This is a genomic window from Streptomyces sp. NBC_00663 (assembly GCF_036226885.1).
Classification (GTDB): domain Bacteria; phylum Actinomycetota; class Actinomycetes; order Streptomycetales; family Streptomycetaceae; genus Streptomyces.
Genome location: NZ_CP109027.1, coordinates 6,947,617 through 6,964,588, shown reverse-complemented (window position 1 = coordinate 6,964,588; position 16,972 = coordinate 6,947,617). Strand labels below are relative to the sequence as shown.

Annotated in this window: 15 protein-coding genes; 6 read left to right on the top strand and 9 right to left on the bottom strand. The window is 70.3% G+C overall.

Translation table 11 applies throughout. The features are described from left to right. On the bottom strand, window positions 1-975 hold the full coding sequence (locus OG866_RS31790) for a carbohydrate kinase family protein (protein WP_329340025.1): 975 nt from the start codon (window positions 973-975) through the stop codon (window positions 1-3). A 133-nt stretch (window positions 976-1,108) separates the two neighbouring features. Here OG866_RS31790 and OG866_RS31785 point away from each other — a divergent pair, with 133 nt between their 5' ends. Together OG866_RS31785 and OG866_RS31780 are read left to right on the top strand one after the other, a co-directional pair. Further along, a complete protein-coding gene (locus OG866_RS31785; protein WP_329340024.1) occupies window positions 1,109-1,318 on the top strand; it encodes a hypothetical protein in 210 nt (69 codons plus the stop codon). 169 nt (window positions 1,319-1,487) lie between these two features. Beyond that, complete coding sequence (locus tag OG866_RS31780; protein ID WP_329340022.1) at window positions 1,488-3,206, top strand: PT domain-containing protein; 1,719 nt, start codon at window positions 1,488-1,490, stop codon at window positions 3,204-3,206. 96 nt (window positions 3,207-3,302) lie between these two features. Here OG866_RS31780 and OG866_RS31775 read toward each other — a convergent pair whose 3' ends face one another. Further along, window positions 3,303-3,659, bottom strand: coding sequence for a HesB/IscA family protein (locus OG866_RS31775; protein WP_030794551.1), 357 nt, complete (start codon window positions 3,657-3,659; stop codon window positions 3,303-3,305). 281 nt (window positions 3,660-3,940) lie between these two features. On the opposite strand from OG866_RS31775, the gene nadA reads away from it, so the two are divergent. After that, window positions 3,941-5,125, top strand: coding sequence for a quinolinate synthase NadA (nadA, locus tag OG866_RS31770; protein WP_329340017.1), 1,185 nt, complete (start codon window positions 3,941-3,943; stop codon window positions 5,123-5,125). 11 nt (window positions 5,126-5,136) lie between these two features. Here nadA and OG866_RS31765 read toward each other — a convergent pair whose 3' ends face one another. The 6 genes from OG866_RS31765 to OG866_RS31740 form a co-directional block, all read right to left on the bottom strand. Then, window positions 5,137-7,374, bottom strand: a complete 2,238-nt coding sequence (locus tag OG866_RS31765) for a protein kinase domain-containing protein (RefSeq protein WP_329340016.1) — start codon at window positions 7,372-7,374, stop codon at window positions 5,137-5,139. Window positions 7,375-7,482: 108 nt separating this feature from the next. Further along, entirely contained in the window at window positions 7,483-10,590 is a 3,108-nt protein-coding gene (locus tag OG866_RS31760) for an efflux RND transporter permease subunit (RefSeq protein WP_329340014.1), read from the bottom strand. Between the two features lie 134 nt (window positions 10,591-10,724). Continuing rightward, window positions 10,725-11,408, bottom strand: a complete 684-nt coding sequence (locus OG866_RS31755; protein WP_329340013.1) for a response regulator transcription factor — start codon at window positions 11,406-11,408, stop codon at window positions 10,725-10,727. A gap of 73 nt (window positions 11,409-11,481) precedes the next feature. Then, window positions 11,482-12,693: a sensor histidine kinase gene (locus tag OG866_RS31750; RefSeq protein WP_329340011.1), complete on the bottom strand. Its 1,212-nt coding sequence runs from the start codon at window positions 12,691-12,693 to the stop codon at window positions 11,482-11,484. 109 nt (window positions 12,694-12,802) lie between these two features. After that, the gene (pspAA, locus tag OG866_RS31745; protein ID WP_329340009.1) at window positions 12,803-13,081 is read right to left on the bottom strand and encodes a PspA-associated protein PspAA; all 279 of its coding nucleotides are present in this window, start codon (window positions 13,079-13,081) and stop codon (window positions 12,803-12,805) included. A 32-nt stretch (window positions 13,082-13,113) separates the two neighbouring features. Beyond that, a complete protein-coding gene (locus tag OG866_RS31740) occupies window positions 13,114-13,908 on the bottom strand; it encodes a PspA/IM30 family protein (protein ID WP_443063592.1) in 795 nt (264 codons plus the stop codon). 206 nt (window positions 13,909-14,114) lie between these two features. On the opposite strand from OG866_RS31740, the gene OG866_RS31735 reads away from it, so the two are divergent. The 3 genes from OG866_RS31735 (at window position 14,115) to OG866_RS31725 (ending at window position 16,710) form a co-directional block, all read left to right on the top strand. Next, entirely contained in the window at window positions 14,115-14,789 is a 675-nt protein-coding gene (locus OG866_RS31735) for a DUF3043 domain-containing protein (protein ID WP_329340005.1), read from the top strand. A gap of 80 nt (window positions 14,790-14,869) precedes the next feature. Continuing rightward, a complete protein-coding gene (locus OG866_RS31730; protein ID WP_329340003.1) occupies window positions 14,870-15,571 on the top strand; it encodes a class I SAM-dependent methyltransferase in 702 nt (233 codons plus the stop codon). A 59-nt stretch (window positions 15,572-15,630) separates the two neighbouring features. After that, on the top strand, window positions 15,631-16,710 hold the full coding sequence (locus tag OG866_RS31725) for a S1C family serine protease (RefSeq protein WP_329340001.1): 1,080 nt from the start codon (window positions 15,631-15,633) through the stop codon (window positions 16,708-16,710). Window positions 16,711-16,759: 49 nt separating this feature from the next. Here OG866_RS31725 and OG866_RS31720 read toward each other — a convergent pair whose 3' ends face one another. Beyond that, a complete protein-coding gene (locus tag OG866_RS31720) occupies window positions 16,760-16,972 on the bottom strand; it encodes a hypothetical protein (RefSeq protein WP_329339999.1) in 213 nt (70 codons plus the stop codon).

Here is a 16,972-nt window from a genome sequence, read left to right as displayed (position 1 = left end):
TTACGCCAGGTGCTTCTGCACCTCGGCCGCGGCCTCGTCGCCGTAGGCCTTGGTGAAGCGCTCCATGAAGTGGCCGCGGCGCAGCTGGTACTCCTGTGTGCCCACGGTCTCGATGACGAGGGTCGCCAGCATGCAGCCCACCTGGGCCGCCCGCTCCAGCGAGACGCCCCAGGCCAGACCCGACAGGAACCCGGCGCGGAACGCGTCGCCCACACCGGTCGGGTCGGCCTTGCGCTCCTCCTCGGCGCAGCCGACGACGATCGGCTCCTCACCGGTCTTCTCGATCCGTACGCCCCGCGAGCCGAGCGTGGTGACCCGGTGGCCGACCTTCTCCAGGATCTCGGCGTCCGTCCAGCCGGTCTTGGACTCGATGAGCCCCTTCTCGTACTCGTTGGAGAAGAGGTACGTGGCACCCTCCAGCAGGACGCGGATCTCGTCGCCGTTCATCCGGGCGATCTGCTGGGAGAAGTCCGCGGCGAAGGGGATGGAGCGGGAGCGGCACTCCTCCGTGTGGCGGAGCATCGCCTCCGGGTCGTCGGCGCCGATGAGGACCAGGTCGAGGCCGCCGACGCGGTCCGAGACGGTCTTGAGCTCGATGAGGCGGGCCTCGCTCATCGCACCGGTGTAGAAGGAGCCGATCTGGTTGTGGTCGGCGTCAGTGGTGCAGACGAAGCGGGCGGTGTGCAGGGTCTCGGAGATACGGACCGAGGCGGTGTCGACGCCGTGGCGGTCCAGCCACGCCCGGTACTCGTCGAAGTCGAAGCCTGCGGCGCCGACCAGGATCGGCTCGGTGCCCAGTTGACCCATGCCGAAGGCGATGTTCGCGCCTACGCCGCCCCGGCGTACGTCAAGGTTGTCGACCAGGAAGGAGAGCGAGACCGTGTGGAGCTGGTCCGCGACGAACTGGTCGGCGAAGCGCCCGGGGAAGGTCATGAGGTGGTCGGTGGCGATGGAGCCGGTGACTGCGATGCGCACGGCGTGGACTCTCCTGTGGGGAGAAACTGGATTGACAGTTCACGCTACCTGGTTCGCGCGGGCCTCTGAAGCGGCCAAAACTACCCGATAGTAGATCTTTCTTCGCGGGCTCCGACGTGCCTACGGTGCCGCCATGACGAACCTCAAGGCCCCTGCCCCCGCTCCGGCCGACCTCGACGGCGACCTGGCGTCGCTGCGCGGGGACTGCGCCCGGATGGTCCCGCACTGGGCCGCTCCCGACCGGGTCGCCTCCCTCCCGGTCTCGCCCTCCCTCATCCACGGGGTGACGGTGCCGACGAAGTCCGCCCGGCTGCTGGACGCGATGTCGGACTACGGCGACTGAGCACAGACGGCGGCTGAAACCGGCGCCCTCAGGGGAACCGTGCGCTCCCCCGCTGCGTCCCATCGCTGTCCCCCGTAAAGGGGATGCGGGATACGACCCTCCGGCCGGTCTCTTTGTCAGGGCCGGGTCAGGGTCATAGGGACAGTTGCGCGGCCGAAGGAGCGATGCGGTGAACACCGAGCGACCCGACAACGACGACGACGCCGAGGTCGTCGACAGGGACACGGGCGCCGATGAGGCTGCCGAGGAGGCCACGGAGACGGCGGCCGAGGAGACGGTCGCCGAGGAGCCTGGTGAGGCCGGCGAGACGGTCGCCGAAGACACCGGTGACTCTCAGGAGCCGGTTGTCGCGGCCACGGCGGAACGGGACGAGGCCGAGCACCCCGCACGGCGTCGGTCCCCCGTGCTCATCGCCTCCGTCGCCGCCGCCGTGCTGCTGGTCGGCGGCGGTGGGGCGTATCTCGCCGCCGGTGCCGCAGGCGGCTCGGGCGGCGGCGGTACGACGTCCGGGGCGCCCGGCGACGACACTCCCCCGCCGCTGCACCTGGACGGGTACACCGAGGGCGGCGGTACGGGCGGTATCGCACCCGGGGAGCCCAATCCGTACGGCGTGACCTACCAGGCCGACGGCACGCTCCCGGACGGTCCCGACTCCGCGCCCGTGTACCGGGCCACCGGCGAGGTCACCGAGGACGAGGTGGCCCGGCTGGCCGAGGCGCTCGGGGTGGCCGGGACGCCGGTCCTGGAGGGGAAGGCGTGGAAGGTCGGCGGGCAGGACGCCGCCGGGCCGAGTCTCCAGGTGAACCAGCTCGCGCCGGGGACGTGGACGTTCCACCGGTACGCGCCCGGCACCGACGACTGCAAGAGCGAGACGGTGTGTGCGAGCGACCCCGCCGCTCCGGCCGGCGACCCGGTGAGCGCGGACGCCGCGAAGAAGGCGGCGGCGCCGGTCCTGAAGGCGGTCGGGCAGGACGACGCCAAGGTCGACGCGAGCCAGGTCATGGGCGCGCAGCGGGTCGTGAACGCCGATCCGGTGGTCGGCGGGCTGCCGACGCACGGCTGGACGACCGGGGTCACCGTCAACGCGCAGGGTGAGGTGGTCGGCGGCAGCGGTCAGTTGAAGGCGCCGGTGAAGGGCGACACATATCCGGTCGTGGGTGCGGAGAAGGCCCTGGAGCTGATGAACGCGGCGCCCGCGACCGACCATCGGATGGGGATCGGCGGCTGCGCCAGTCCCGTACCGCTGAAGGACCGCCTTGAGGCGCCCTGCGGGTCGACGTCCGGCACGCCCAGCACGCCGAAGCAGGACACGATCACCGTCGAGAAGGCCGTGTTCGGTCTTGCCGCGCAGTATGTGGACGCGCGGCAGACGCTGGTGCCGTCCTGGCTGTTCGAGGTGAAGGCGTCGGGGGCGCAGGACTCCTTCACGGTGACCTATCCCGCGGTCGACCCGAAGTACATCGCCTCGGCCACCCCGTCCTCGGAGCCGACCGGTGAGCCGACGGGTGAGCCGACGGGTGAGCCGACCGCCCCGCCGAGCCCGCGGCCGACCGGGCCGGGTTCCGACGAGCCGACCGCGGCGCCGGCCACGCGGGACGTGCAGGTGGACGGCTACTCCGCCGACGGCAAGGAGCTGACGGTGAGCTTCACGGGCGGGGTGTGCGCCGACTACAAGGCGGCGGCCGTCGAGGGCTCGGACAAGGTGACCGTCACGGTCACCGAGACGCCGTGGCCCGACAAGGTCTGCGTCATGATCGCCAAGGTCTACCACCAGAGCGTGCAGCTCGACGAGCCGCTGGGCGACCGCGAGGTCGTGGGCTCGGACGGCAAGGCGATCCCGCTGGAGAAGGCGGGGGCGCGGCTGCCGGAGACCTCCGGGGCGCGGTAGGCCCGATGGTCCCGGAGAACAGCTGAAGGCGGCGGCCCTGTCGGAGGGGGCCGCCGCCTTCGTGTGTGTTCGGTTCTTCAGCTGGAGCGGCTTGGCTTAGCTGAAGGAGTCGCCGCAGGCGCAGGAGCCCGTCGCGTTCGGGTTGTCGATCGTGAAGCCCTGCTTCTCGATGGTGTCGACGAAGTCGATGGACGCGCCGCCCAGGTAGGGGGCGCTCATGCGGTCGGTGACGACCTTGACGCCGTCGAAGTCCTTGACGACGTCGCCGTCGAGGGAACGCTCGTCGAAGAAGAGCTGGTAGCGCAGGCCGGAGCAGCCACCGGGCTGAACGGCGACACGCAGGGCCAGGTCGTCACGGCCTTCCTGGTCGAGCAGGGCCTTGACCTTCGCCGCGGCGGCGTCGGACAGGATGATGCCGTCGGTGACGGTGCTGGTCTCGTCCGATACGGACATCTACATCTCTCCCGGGTTGTACGGAGACTGCTTGCCGACTGGTGCAACCGGCAAGGCCGCGGATTCATTCCGGGCCGGGCGCCGAGTTTCCGGCGTCTCCTTCATGCTCGCACACCTGACAGGCAGCCGAAAATGCCGCATCTGACAGGCGGCCGTAATTCTGCGGCGGGATTCATGTCACATCGACGCAATGACCATCGTCAAAGTGACGTGAACCGGGTTATGATAGATAACGTCAGTTCGACGAAAAGCACTTCCGCAGAACAGAAAGGGTGCGTGTCGTGACCACCGCCCAGACCCAGGAGCTCGACGTACAGCCGACGCCCCTTGCCCTGCTGCTCCTCGGCCGTGAAGCCGACCCGAAGAGCGAGCGGGGTGTGGAGTGCCCCGGCGATCTGCCCTCGCCGTCCGACCCGGACCTGGTGGAGCGTGCCCGCGCGGCCAAGGAGAAGCTCGGGGACAAGGTCTTCGTCCTCGGCCACCACTACCAGCGTGACGAGGTCATCCAGTTCGCCGATGTCACGGGCGACTCCTTCAAGCTGGCCCGGGACGCGGCCGCGCGCCCGGAGGCCGAGTACATCGTGTTCTGCGGTGTGCACTTCATGGCGGAGTCGGCGGACATCCTGACCGGCGACGACCAGAAGGTGGTCCTCCCCGACCTCGCCGCCGGCTGCTCCATGGCCGACATGGCCACCGCGGAACAGGTCGCCGAGTGCTGGGACGTGCTGACCGAGGCCGGGATAGCCGAGCAGGTCGTGCCGGTCTCCTACATGAACTCGTCCGCGGACATCAAGGCGTTCACGGGCAAGCACGGCGGCACGATCTGCACCTCCTCGAATGCCAAGCGCGCGCTGGACTGGGCCTTCGAGCAGGGCGACAAGGTGCTGTTCCTCCCCGACCAGCACCTCGGCCGCAACACCGCCGTCCGGGACATGGGCATGTCCCTGGAGGACTGTGTCGTCTACAACCCGCACAAGCCGAACGGCGGGCTGACCGCCGACCAGCTGCGCGCCGCCAAGATGATCCTGTGGCGCGGCCACTGCTCGGTGCACGGCCGGTTCTCGCTGGACTCGGTCAACGACGTGCGCGAGCGCATCCCGGGCGTCAACGTCCTGGTCCACCCCGAGTGCAAGCACGAGGTCGTGGCGGCGGCGGACTACGTCGGTTCGACGGAGTACATCATCAAGGCGCTGGAGGCGGCCCCGGCCGGTTCCAAGTGGGCCATCGGGACCGAGCTGAACCTCGTCCGCCGGCTCGCGAACCGTTTCGCGCCCGAGGGCAAGGAGATCGTCTTCCTCGACAAGACGGTCTGCTTCTGCTCGACCATGAACCGCATCGACCTCCCCCACCTCGTGTGGACGCTGGAGTCGCTCGCCGAGGGCAAGCTCGTCAACCGCATCGAGGTCGACAAGGAGACCGAGGCGTTCGCGAAGCTGGCGCTGGAGCGGATGCTGGCCCTGCCGTAGCCCCCTGGTGATCACCCCGAGGAGGAGTTCTCCTCGGGGTGAGCGGGGTCAATGCTGAAGACCGTGCCGTCCGGGGTGCTCACGACCAGCGCGCCGCCGTACAGCAGCACCCTGGACTTGGTCACCTCGCCCCTCGCGGGCTGCTCGGCGTGGGCGTCCGTCTCCCACAGCAGCGTGCCCTCGCGGGCGTCGAGAGCCGCGACCCGGCCGCTGATGCTGGCCAGACAGAGGGTGCGGGTGCCCGCGTCGTACGTGGGCTGCCCCGAGCTCTCGACGCCGGTCCGGGTCTGCCACAGCTGCTTGCCGGTCAATGGGGACACGGCGGTCACCTGGCCGTTGGGCTGGGTGATCCACAGGGTGCCGGCGGCCAGCCGCACCGCGCCGTAGTAGGTCTTCGTCAGTTTTGTCGTGGTGGCGGCGCCGGTGTCCGGGTCGAGGAGCCGGATCTCGCCGAACTTCACCGCCTCGGGGCGCGCCGGGCCGGGGTCACCGGCGACCACGAAGGCCAGCCGGCCGCCGACGGTGCCGAGCAGGCCGCTCCCCGGCGGGGTCTTCAGACGCCGGAGCACCGATCCGTCGGCCTTGTCCAGCTCCAGGAGTACGGCGTCCCGGGTCTCGTCGTCCGGGAAGCAGTGCGCGTACAGCCGGGAGCCGGCCGTCATGAACTGGCAGTAGTAGTCGCCGGGCAGCTGTGTGGTCCACCGGTCGGCGCCGGTGCGCGGGGACCGGGCCGTGATCAGCCGGCCGCTCGAGTCGGGGGTCAGGACGAGGTCACCGGAGAGGATCTGGTCGAGGTTCGCGCTGTTCAGCGGGCGCGTCCAGAGCTGGTCGCCGCTCTCCGTGTCGAGGGCGACGATGCTGACCTTCGCGGTCCCGTCGTCCCCGTAGGCGGACTGCTGGACGAGCATCGCGTCGTCCCGCACTCCGAGGAGCTGGAAGATGTTCCGCCCCGTGCCCGCGCCCTCGGCGGAGGACGCGAGCGCGGAGCGCCAGACGGTGGCGCCGGTACGGCCGTCCAGCCGGACCGGGAGGATGTTGTTGCCCGCGCAGTAGACCGCGTTCTCGTACCGCTCGCAGGTGGCGTCGTGCGGGTCCTCGTCGTTCAGTGCCGGCGCGTTGACCTCGCCGCGCTGCGCCGTCCGCGTCATCGTCGTCTGCCAGGGCTGCCAGCCGGTGGGGACCGCCGCCCAGCGGGAGTCCGCGGACGAGGCGGAGCTCGCCGCCGGTTCACCGTCCGGGAAGCCCGGCCCGTACCGCAGGTACCACCCCGTCCCCAGGACCAGGACGCCCGCCGTGCAGGCCGCCACCAGCAGCGGGCGGAGCCCGCGACGGCGGCGCCCTGTCGTCGACGTGGCCGAGCCGGTCCCGGCGTACGTCTCCTCGACGGTCCGCAGGTCGGCCAGGCGCAGGGTCGTGGTGTCGGGGTCCATGAGGTCGGGCTCGGGCAGCGCCTCGGCGAACTCCTTGGCCAGAACGTCCAGTGGGGGACGTTCGGCGGGGTCCTTCACCAGGCAGCGTTCCAGGACCGCGCGCAACGGCCCCGGTACGCCGTCCAGTCCCGGCGGCTCGTGGACGACCCGGAAGGCGGTCAGATACGGGCTGTCGGCGTCGAAGGGGCCGCGTCCGGAGGCCGAGAAGACCAGGAGCGCGGCGAGCGAGAAGACGTCCGAGGCGGGTCCGACCGTGCGGGCGTCGGTGAACTGTTCCGGGGACATGAAGGGCGGGGTGCCGATCATCTGGCCGGTCTCGGTGAGGGTCTGGTGGTTCTCGGCGGCGCGGGATATGCCGAAGTCGATGACGCGGGGGCCGTCCTCGGCCATCAGGACGTTGGCGGGCTTGAGGTCCCGGTGGACGACTCCGGCGCGGTGGATGTCCTGAAGCGCCTCCACCAACCCCAGGGCCAGGCGCCGCAGTTCGAGGCCCTTGAAGGCGCCGTGGTCGCGGATCCGCTGGGCGAGGGAGCTGCCGGGGACGTACTGGGTCGCCATCCAGGGCCGTACCGCCTCCGGGTCGGCGTCGACCACGGGTGCGGTGAAGGCGCCGCTGACCTTGCGGACTGCGTCGATCTCCTGGCGGAAACGGGCACGGAAGACCCTGTCCTGCGCGTACTGCGCGTGCACCACCTTGACGGCGACGTCACGGCCCGAGCGCGATCTGCCCCAGTAGACGACACCCATGCCCCCGGAGCCGAGCCGGTCGACCAGCTTGTACCCGCCGACCGATTTCGGGTCGTCCTTGTGCAGTGGCACGACCGAATGTCCCTTCCCGCGCACGGCAGTTCGAGGCCACAGAATACGCACGGAAAAAGAGAGGGCGGCCGGTCACCCGGCCGCCCTCCTGCACCTCCTACGGGACCCTCACACCCCCGCGGGTTCCGGCTGCGCCGGTACCTCCGCCTTCTTCTCCCGCTTCAGGGCCCGCTTCTTCGCGCGGCGCTCCTTGCGGAGCTCCAGCATCGTGTAGAGCGTCGGGACCAGGAGCAGGGTCAGCAGGGTCGAGGTGATCAGACCGCCGATCACGACCACCGCGAGCGGCTGGGCGATGAAGCCGCCCTCGCCGGTGACCCCGAGGGCCATCGGCAGCAGGGCGAAGATCGTCGCCAGGGCCGTCATCAGGATCGGGCGGAGCCGGTGCCGGCCGCCCTCGATGACCGCCTCGACCGTCGGATAGCCCTGCCTGCGGTACTGGTTGATGAGGTCGATCAGCACGATCGCGTTCGTCACCACGATGCCGATGAGCATCAGCATGCCGATCATCGCGGGGACGCCCATCGGGGTGCCGGTGAGGATCAGCAGACCGATCGCGCCCGTCGCCGCGAACGGGATGGAGACGAGGAGGATCAGCGGCTGGGCGAGCGAGCGGAACGTCGCCACCAGCAGCATGAACACGATCGCGATCGCCGCGAGCATCGCCAGGCCCAGGTTCTTGAACGCGGAGTCCTGGTCGGAGGTGACACCGCCGATCTCGGCCGTGGCGCCCGCCGGGAGCTTCAGCGCGTCGAGCTTGGAGGTGAGGTCCTGGCTCACCGCGCCGGTGTTGTCGCCGGTCGGCTTGGCGGTGATGGTCGCCGCGCGCTGACCGTCGATCCTCGTCATCGACACCGGGCCGTCCACCAGCTTCACGGTGGCGATGTCACCGAGCTTCACCGGGCCGAGCTTCAGGTTCCGCAGCTCGTCCAGGGTCTGCGCGGGCTTCGCCGACCGGATGACGACGTCCCGCTCGGTGTCGTCGAGGATCGCCTTGGCGGCGGTGGTGCCCTTGACCGCCTGGGCGACGGCCGCGCCGAGCGTCTGGTCGTTGAAACCGGCCGCCGCCGCCTTGGAGTTGGCCTTGACCGAGATACGCGGGACGCTCTGCGCGAGGTTGCTGGTGACGTCGGTGACGTCGTCCAGGCCCGCGACGGTCTTGCGCACCTCCTCGGACGCCTCGCGCAGGACGCCCGCGTCGGCCGCCTTCACGACGACGCTCAGGTCCTGGTTGCCGAAGCCGTCGCCGGCCGCGATGGTCGTCGTACCGATGCCGTCGAGCTTCTTCAGGCCGGCCTCGATGCGGTCCTGGACGTCGTCGGAGGAGGCCGAGTCGTCCAGCATCACCGAGTAGGAGGCCTGGTTGGTGTCGGTGCCGCCGCCGAAGGCCGCCATGAAGCCGGACGAGCCGACGGTGACCTGGTAGTCCTTGACTCCCTCGGTGTCGGCGAGCAGCTGCTCGACCTTCCTCGCCTGCTCGTCGGTCGCGGCCAGGCTGGTGCCGGGCTTCAGCTCCTGCTTGACGGTGAGGACTTCCTGCTCGCCCTGGTCGAAGAAGTTCGTCTTCAGCAGGCCGGACATGCCGAACGTGCCGATGAGGATGACGACCGCGATCAGGACGCTGGTGAGACGGCGGCGGGTCGCGAACCTCAGGACGGGGACGTAGAGCCGCTGGAGCCTGCTCCTGGCCTCCTTCTCCTCCGCGAGGCGGCGGGCCTCCGCCGCGTCCTCGGGGGTGTTCTTCGGGGCGCGCAGGAACCAGTACGACAGGACCGGGACGACCGTCAGCGAGACGACGAGGGACGCGAGCAGCGCGGCCGTCACGGTCAGGCTGAAGGAGCCGAACAGCTCGCCCACCATGCCGCCGACCAGGCCGATCGGCAGGAACACGGCGACCGTGGTGAGGGTGGAGGAGGTGACCGCGCCGGCGACCTCGCGGACCGCCTTGAGAATGGCGTCCTGGCGCTCCTCGCCGTAGCCGAGATGGCGCTTGATGTTCTCCAGGACCACGATCGAGTCGTCGACGACCCGGCCGATGGCGATGGTCAGCGCGCCCAGCGTCAGCATGTTGAGCGAGAGGTCGCGGGTCCACAGGACAATCAGGGCGAGGACCACCGACAGCGGGATGGACACCGCCGTGACGAGGGTCGAGCGGACCGACGCCAGGAAGACCAGGATGACCAGGACCGCGAAGAGCAGGCCGAGCCCGCCCTCGGTGGTCAGGCCCTCGATGGCCTTGGCGACGGCCGGGCCCTGGTCGGAGACGACGGTGATCTCGGAGCCGCTGCCGAGGTCCTTGCGCAGGGCGGGCAGCTTGTCCTCGACGGCGTCGGAGATGGAGACCGCGCTGCCGTCCTTGTCCATGGTCACCATCACGGCGAGGCTGGGCTTGCCGTCGGTGCGCGTGATGGCGTCGGCGGCGGCCTGCTCCTGCCGCACGGTGGCCACGTCACCGAGGCGTACGGGCTTCTTCCCGACCTCTCCGGTGACCATCAGGTCCTGGATCTGCCCGACCGAGGTGAAGCCGCCGCCGACCTGGACGGTGCGGTTGGCGCCGGCCTCGTCGAAGGAGCCGGCCGGGACGGTCGCGCCGCCCGCCTGGAGGGCCTGGGCGAGGGCGGCCGGGATGAGACCGGCCTTGGCGAGCTTCGCGTCGTTGGGGGTGACGGTGACCTGGAGGTCGCGGACGCCGTCCACGGTGACCTGGCCGACGCCGTCCACGGACTTCAGCTCCGGCACGACCGTCTTGTCGAGCTGGTCGGCGAGGGCCTGCTGGTCCTTGTCCGAGGTGACGGCGAGGACCACGGTCGGCATGTCGTCCGTGGAACCGGCGATGACCTGCGGGTCCACGGAGTCGGGCAGCTGAACGCGGGCCCGGTTGACGGCCTGCTGGACGTCGGCGACGAGCTGCTTGGTGTCGGGGCCGTAGTCGAAGGACGCCATGATCACGGCGTTGCCCTCGCTGGCCGTCGAGGTGACGCCCTCGATGCCGTCGACGGCTTCGAGGCTGTCCTCGATCGGCTCGACGACCTGCTTCTCGACGACGTCCGGTGAGGCGCCCTGGTAGGGGGCGAGCACGGACACCATGGGCAGCTCGATGGAGGGCAGCAGCTGCTGCTTGAGCTGGGGGATCGCGATCGCACCGAAGGCGAGCGCGATGATCGACATCAGGCCTATGAGGGCACGTTGCGCGAGGCTGAATCTCGACAGCCAGGACATGGGTCAGGGATCTCAATTCTGTGAGCGGCAGAAGCGGCCCCTACACCCTGTGTCCTGTGAGGCCGGTGTTTCGTAGCCCCCAGGTCCATTTCCTTATCCGGCGCATACTCCGGTCGCAGTACGAGGGGTGGAGTTCACTCCACCCTTGGACGTACCAGCCCCGACTCGTAGGCGATCACCACGAGCTGCGCCCGGTCCCGCGCGCCCAGCTTGGCCATGGCCCGGTTGACATGCGTCTTCACGGTCAGCGGGCTGACTTCGAGCCGCTCGGCGATCTCGTCGTTGGAGTGTCCGCCGGCGACCTGGACGAGAACCTCACGCTCCCGGACGGTCAGCGCCTCCAGACGGGCGGTGCGGGCCGGGTCGGCGCTCTCGTCGGCGCCGTCGCCCTGGGCGAGGAAGCGGGCGATGAGGCCCTTGGTGGCGGCCGGGGACAGCAGCGCCTCGCCGCCGGCCGCGATCCGGATCGCGCTGAGCAGTTCCTCGGGTTCGCTGCCCTTGCCGAGGAAGCCGGAGGCGCCGGCCCGCAGCGACTGCACCACGTAGTCGTCGACCTCGAACGTCGTCAGGATGACCACCCGGACCTGGGCCAGGGAGGGGTCCTCGCTGATCATGCGGGTGGCGGCGAGACCGTCGGTGCCGGGCATCCGGATGTCCATCAGGACGACGTCCGCCCGCTCCTCCTTGGCCAGCCGCACCGCCTCCGCCCCGTCGGACGCCTCTCCCACGACCTCCATGTCGGCCTCGGAGTCGACGAGCACCCGGAAGGCACTGCGCAGCAGCGCCTGGTCGTCGGCGAGCAGGACACGGATGGTCATACGGGGGCCTCCACGGCAGATGGTCCGGTGCCACGACAACTTCCGCGGGGTGCACTTGAGTTCCGCACATCGCTCATACGGCGTCGGCGGCGCCGCGGGTCTTGACCGGCAGGATCGCATGCACCCGGAAACCGCCGCCGTAACGGGGGCCGGTGGTGAGGGTGCCGCGCAGGGCGGTGACGCGCTCCCGCATGCCCAGCAGGCCGTGGCCGCCGCCGTCCCCGGAGTCCTCGGCGCCGGCGCCGTTGTCGAGGACGGTGATCTCCATGTTCGGTCCCACCCGTACGACGCTGACCTCGGCCTTCGCCGCACCGCCCGCGTGCTTCTGGACGTTGGTGAGGGCTTCCTGGATGACCCGGTAGGCGGCGAGGCCGACGGCGGCGGGCAGGGTGGTGCCGGCGTCGGCGCGGGCGACCTCGACCTGCAACCCCGCGCTGCGGAAGGTGCCGACCAGTTCGTCGAGGCGGTCGAGGCCGGGGGCCGGCTCGGTGGGCGCCTCGGGGTCGCCGGACTGTCTGAGCAGGCCGACGGTGGCACGGAGTTCGTTGAGCGCGGAGCGGCTGGCCTCGCGGACGTGGGCGAGGGCTTCCTTGGCCTGGTCGGGGCGCTTGTCCATCACATGGGCGGCCACCCCGGCCTGCACGTTGACGAGGGCGATGTGGTGGGCGACGACGTCGTGCAGATCGCGGGCGATACGCAGCCGCTCCTCGGCGACCCTGCGACGGGCCTCCTCCTCCCGGGTGCGCTCCGCCTTCTCGGCGCGGTCCTGGATGGCCTGCACGAAGGCGCGGCGGCTGCGGACGGCGTCGCCGGCGGTGGCGCCGATGCCGGTCCAGGCGAAGATGCCGAGGTTCTCCTGGGCGTACCACGGGAGGGGGCCGCCGAGCATCGCGGCGGCGGTGAGGACGGTCATCGTGAGCAGCCCGACCCGCCAGGTCGTGGGGCGGTCGGTGGCCGAGGCGACGGTGTAGAGGGCGATCACCGCGGACATGGCGACGGGGGCGCGGGGGTCGCCGGTGACGCACTCGATGACGGAGAAGGTGCCGGTGAGGGCGAGCACCGTCATCGGTGCGCGGCGGCGGAGGACGAGGGCCGCGGCGCTGAGGCCGATGAGGACGAGGCTGAGCGGGTCCGGGGTGCGGATGCCCCAGGTGACACCGTCGGGTCCGTGCGGGTCCACGAATGAGCCGGCCACCATGCAGGCGAGGACGCCGACCGCGAGTACGGCGTCCAGCGCCATGGGGTGCGCCTTCAGCTGATGCCGGACGCGGTCGACGGTGCTCACGTCAGACAAGGTACGGGGCCCTTCTGTGGCCGTCACCGGGGGCTCCGCCCCCGGACCCCCGGCCTGTGCCCACCCACCACCGGTTCACCGTCGGCTGGAAAGTGGCCTTCTACCCCGGGATCAAACCGTCGTCGCTGAGCATCTCCCGGACCTCCTCCAGCGTGGCGTCCGGGGAGGGGAGGATCAGTTCCGAGGGTTCCAGGGCGTCGTCCGGCAAGGGCTCGCCCAGTTCCCTGACCTTGGCCAGGAGGGCGTCGAAGGTGCGGCGGAAGCCGGGGCCGTCGCCGTTCTCCATCTCGGCCAACAGGTCGTCGTCCAGCTTGTTCAGCTCGGTGAGGTGGCCGTCGGCCAGCCTCACCTGCCCCTCCCCCATGATCCGTACGATCATGTCGCCCTCCTAGGCGTGGGCCCCGCTGTCCGTCACTGCTTGTCGAAGCGCGGGGTGTCCTGCGGCTGCTGCTGGGACTGCGCCTGGCCGGGGCCGCCCTCGATGGCCTGCTGGGACGAGGAACCTCCGGCCAGCTCCGCCTTCATGCGTTGCAGTTCCAGCTCTACATCCGTACCACCGGAGAGCCGGTCCAGCTCGGCCTGGATGTCGTCCTTGTGCATGCCGGACTGGTCGTCGAGGGCGCCGGAGGCGAGGAGCTCGTCGATCGCGCCGGCGCGGGCCTGGAGCTGGGCCGTCTTGTCCTCGGCCCGCTGGATGGCCATGCCGACGTCGCCCATCTCCTCCGAGATGCCGGAGAAGGCCTCGCCGATACGGGTCTGGGCCTGGGCGGCGGTGTAGGTGGCCTTGATGGTCTCCTTCTTCGTACGGAAGGCGTCGACCTTGGCCTGGAGTCGCTGGGCCGCCAGGGTGAGCTTCTCCTCCTCGCCCTGAAGCGTCGCGTGCTGTGTCTCGAGGTCCGTCACCTGCTGCTGGAGCGCGGCCCGGCGGGACAGCGCCTCACGGGCGAGGTCCTCACGGCCGAGCGCGAGCGCCTTGCGGCCCTGGTCCTCCAGCTTGGTGGACTGCGACTGCAACTGGTTGAGCTGGAGTTCCAGGCGCTTGCGGGACGTGGCCACGTCGGCCACCCCGCGGCGGACCTTCTGGAGCAGCTCCAGCTGCTTCTGATACGAGTAATCGAGGGTTTCGCGCGGGTCCTCGGCCCGGTCAAGGGCCTTGTTCGCCTTCGCGCGGAAGATCATCCCCATACGCTTCATGACACCGCTCATGGGCTTCGCGCGCCCCCTTCTGACGGACTCCAGCTCACAGGTCTGCGACAGAACCCACAGTACGGGCCCTGCATCCATTGACGCACTGTCCGGGGACGGATGCGCTCATCCCCAAGGACGACTGGCCAAGGCCTTGCTCCGGCGTGAGGAGTAGGTGACCTTCAGGGTGAGCAGTCGGTCACCGGACGTCCCCTCTGTCCCCCTACATGACGACTGGTGTTGCCGGATCGTTCCCCACCGGGCTGGGGTCCAACCCCGGGCACCCCGTACCCTTGGGTTTTGTGTTCCGAAGCCGTGCCAAGGAAGAGAAGGCCGCGACCGCCGACCAGGCGTCGCTGACCGACTCCAAGCAGCCCCGCGACCCGCAGGCCCCCAAGGGTCGCCCCACGCCAAAGCGCAGTGAGGCCCAGACCCAGCGCCGCAGCGTCGCCAATACGTCGATGACGCGCAAGGACGCCGCCAAGCGCCAGCGCGACGAGCGCCGCGCGCAGATGGAGAAGCAGCGCCAGGCGCTCGCGGGCGGTGACGAGCGGTACCTGCCTGCGCGAGACAAGGGCCCGGTCCGCAAGTTCGCGCGCGACACCATCGACTCGCGGTTCAACGTGGCGGAGTTCTTCCTGCCCATGGCCGTGGTGATCCTCGTGCTGAGCATGGTGCAGGTCGGTGCGCTCCAGAGCATCGCGCTGCTGCTGTGGCTCGTCGTGATCGTGCTGATCGTGCTCGACTCGATTCTCACGGGCTTGCGCCTCAAGAAGCGGCTCGCCGAGCGCTTCCCGGACCAGAACCGGAAGGGCGCGGTGGCCTACGCCCTCATGCGCTCCCTCCAGATGCGCCGGCTCCGGCTGCCCAAGCCGCAGGTCAAGCGCGGAGAGCGGCCCTGAGCACAACGCCGTTCACCGGGGGCGCGGATGCCTGGCTGAACAAGCTGGGCGGACTGCGGGACGTCGTACGACAGGAGCTGGTGGCCCGGCAGCTCGACGAGCAGATAGCCGGGCGTTTCCCGGTCGGGCAGCGATTGCGGGTGCTTGACGTCGGCATGGGTCAGGGCACGCAGGCGCTGCGTCTGGCCCGGGCCGGGCACCAGGTGACCGGCGTCGAGAAGGACCCGACGATGCTGATGGCCGCCCGCGAGGCGCTGGCCGGCGAGCCGGAGGGCATCCGGGAGCGGGTGCGGCTGGTCCAGAGCGACGGCCGGGACACCGGGGTGCACTTCCTGCCGGGCAGCTTCGACGTGGTGCTCTGCCATGGCGTGCTCATGTACGTCGAGGAGCCGGACGCCCTGCTGGCGGGCCTCGCGCGGATGCTCGCGCCGGGCGGGCTGGTCTCGCTGCTCGTGCGCAACGCGGACGCGCTGGCCATGCGGCCGGGGCTGTCGGGTGACTGGGCGGGCGCGCTCGACTCCTTCGACACCGTCTCGTACACCAACCGCCTCGGACTCGACGTACGCGCCGACCGGCTGGCCGCGCTGACCGCGACGCTCGCCGGGATCGGGGCGCCGCTCCAGGCCTGGTACGGCGTGCGGGTCTTCACCGACACCGCGGCGGACGAGGCGGAGATCCCGGCCGATGTGGAGTCGCTGCTGGTGGCCGAGGAGCGGGCCGGGCGGACGGATCCGTACCGGGCGGTCGCGGCACTGCTGCACCTGTGCGGGGTACGGGGCTGAAGCGCCCGTTCGGGTGTACACCGCAAGCTGGACATTCACCCTGACGTGAGACTCGGGGCATGGACGCTTTCCGCCGCCGTGCCCTCCGCCTTGTCGTGCCGTTCGCCGCGCTCGTCTGTTCCGTCGCCCTGCTCGCCGGATGTTCCGACTCCGGTTCCTCCGGTTCTTCGGGTGAGCAGCAGGATCCGACCTCCCAGGCCGCCGCTCCCGCCGTGAACCGCGACCTCCAGTCCGACTACCAGAAGGTCATCAAGGAGGTCCTGCCGTCGGTCGTGCAGATCCAGGCCTCCGGCGACCTGGGCTCCGGGGTGGTCTACGACGACAACGGACACATCGTCACCAACGCGCATGTCGTCGGCGACGAGAAGACCTTCCAGGTGACCACGGCGAACAGCGAGAACACCCTGTCGGCGAAGCTCGTCTACTCCTACCCGGATCAGGATCTCGCCGTCATCAAGCTGGACAAGGTGCCGGACGGGCTGAAGGCGGCGACGTTCGCGGACTCCTCGAAGGTCGAGGTGGGCCAGATCGTGCTGGCGATGGGCTCACCGCTCGGACTGTCGTCCAGCGTGACGCAGGGCATCGTCTCGGCGACCGGACGGACCGTCACGGAGGGCCGTAGCGACGGCGGTACGGGGGCGACCATCGCCAACATGGTCCAGACGTCCGCGGCCATCAACCCGGGCAACAGCGGTGGTGCCCTCGTCAACCTCGACGGTCAGGTCATCGGCATCCCGACGCTCGCCGCGACCGACCCCAACTTCGGGGACAGCGCGGCGCCCGGGATCGGGTTCGCGATCCCCTCGTCGATGGTGAAGACGGTCGCCGACCAGATCGTCGAGAACGGCAAGGTCACCGACTCGGGCCGGGCCGCGCTCGGCATCACCGGCCGCACGGTCGTGGACGACCGCTTCCGGGCCGCCGGGGTCGCGGTCGTCGAGGTGAAGGGCGGCGGGGCCGCGGACAAGGCCGGCCTGGAGGCCGGCGACATCATCACCACGCTGGGCGACACCGGCATCACCACCATCACGTCCCTGTCGGAGGCGCTGGCGACGGAGTCGCCGGGTGACAAGGTGACGGTGACGTACACGCGGGACGGCGACGAGAAGACGGCGGATGTGACGCTGGGCGAGCAGTAGGACGAGAAGGGGGCGGCCACTGTTCTGTGGCCGCCCCCTTCTCCGTGGCTTACGCCTCTTCGGCGTGCAGGCTCATCGGGCCGTAGATCTTCGTGCCGTCCTCGAACAGGTGCACCTGATCCGCGCCGCCCTCGGCAAGGTCCTTCCAGAACTCACCGACCCAGGACTCGGCATCCCCCTGCGTGGTGAACTCCTCGGGTTGCACCGCGGGCTGGACCTCCGTCCCGTCGGCCTTCTCGAATCGCCACGTCCATGCCGCCAT

Excerpts from the sequence above, each read along its gene's own strand:
- OG866_RS31720 (WP_329339999.1), bottom strand. The coding sequence starts at position 16,972 with ATGGCGGCATGGACGTGGCGATTCGAGAAGGCCGACGGGACGGAGGTC.
- OG866_RS31725 (WP_329340001.1), top strand. The coding sequence starts at position 15,631 with ATGGACGCTTTCCGCCGCCGTGCCCTCCGCCTTGTCGTGCCGTTCGCC.
- OG866_RS31755 (WP_329340013.1), bottom strand. The coding sequence starts at position 11,408 with ATGACCATCCGTGTCCTGCTCGCCGACGACCAGGCGCTGCTGCGCAGT.
- pspAA (WP_329340009.1), bottom strand. The coding sequence starts at position 13,081 with ATGATCGTACGGATCATGGGGGAGGGGCAGGTGAGGCTGGCCGACGGC.
- OG866_RS31785 (WP_329340024.1), top strand. The coding sequence starts at position 1,109 with ATGACGAACCTCAAGGCCCCTGCCCCCGCTCCGGCCGACCTCGACGGC.
- OG866_RS31740 (WP_443063592.1), bottom strand. The coding sequence starts at position 13,908 with ATGAGCGGTGTCATGAAGCGTATGGGGATGATCTTCCGCGCGAAGGCG.
- OG866_RS31760 (WP_329340014.1), bottom strand. The coding sequence starts at position 10,590 with ATGTCCTGGCTGTCGAGATTCAGCCTCGCGCAACGTGCCCTCATAGGC.
- OG866_RS31735 (WP_329340005.1), top strand. The coding sequence starts at position 14,115 with ATGACGACTGGTGTTGCCGGATCGTTCCCCACCGGGCTGGGGTCCAAC.
- OG866_RS31775 (WP_030794551.1), bottom strand. The coding sequence starts at position 3,659 with ATGTCCGTATCGGACGAGACCAGCACCGTCACCGACGGCATCATCCTG.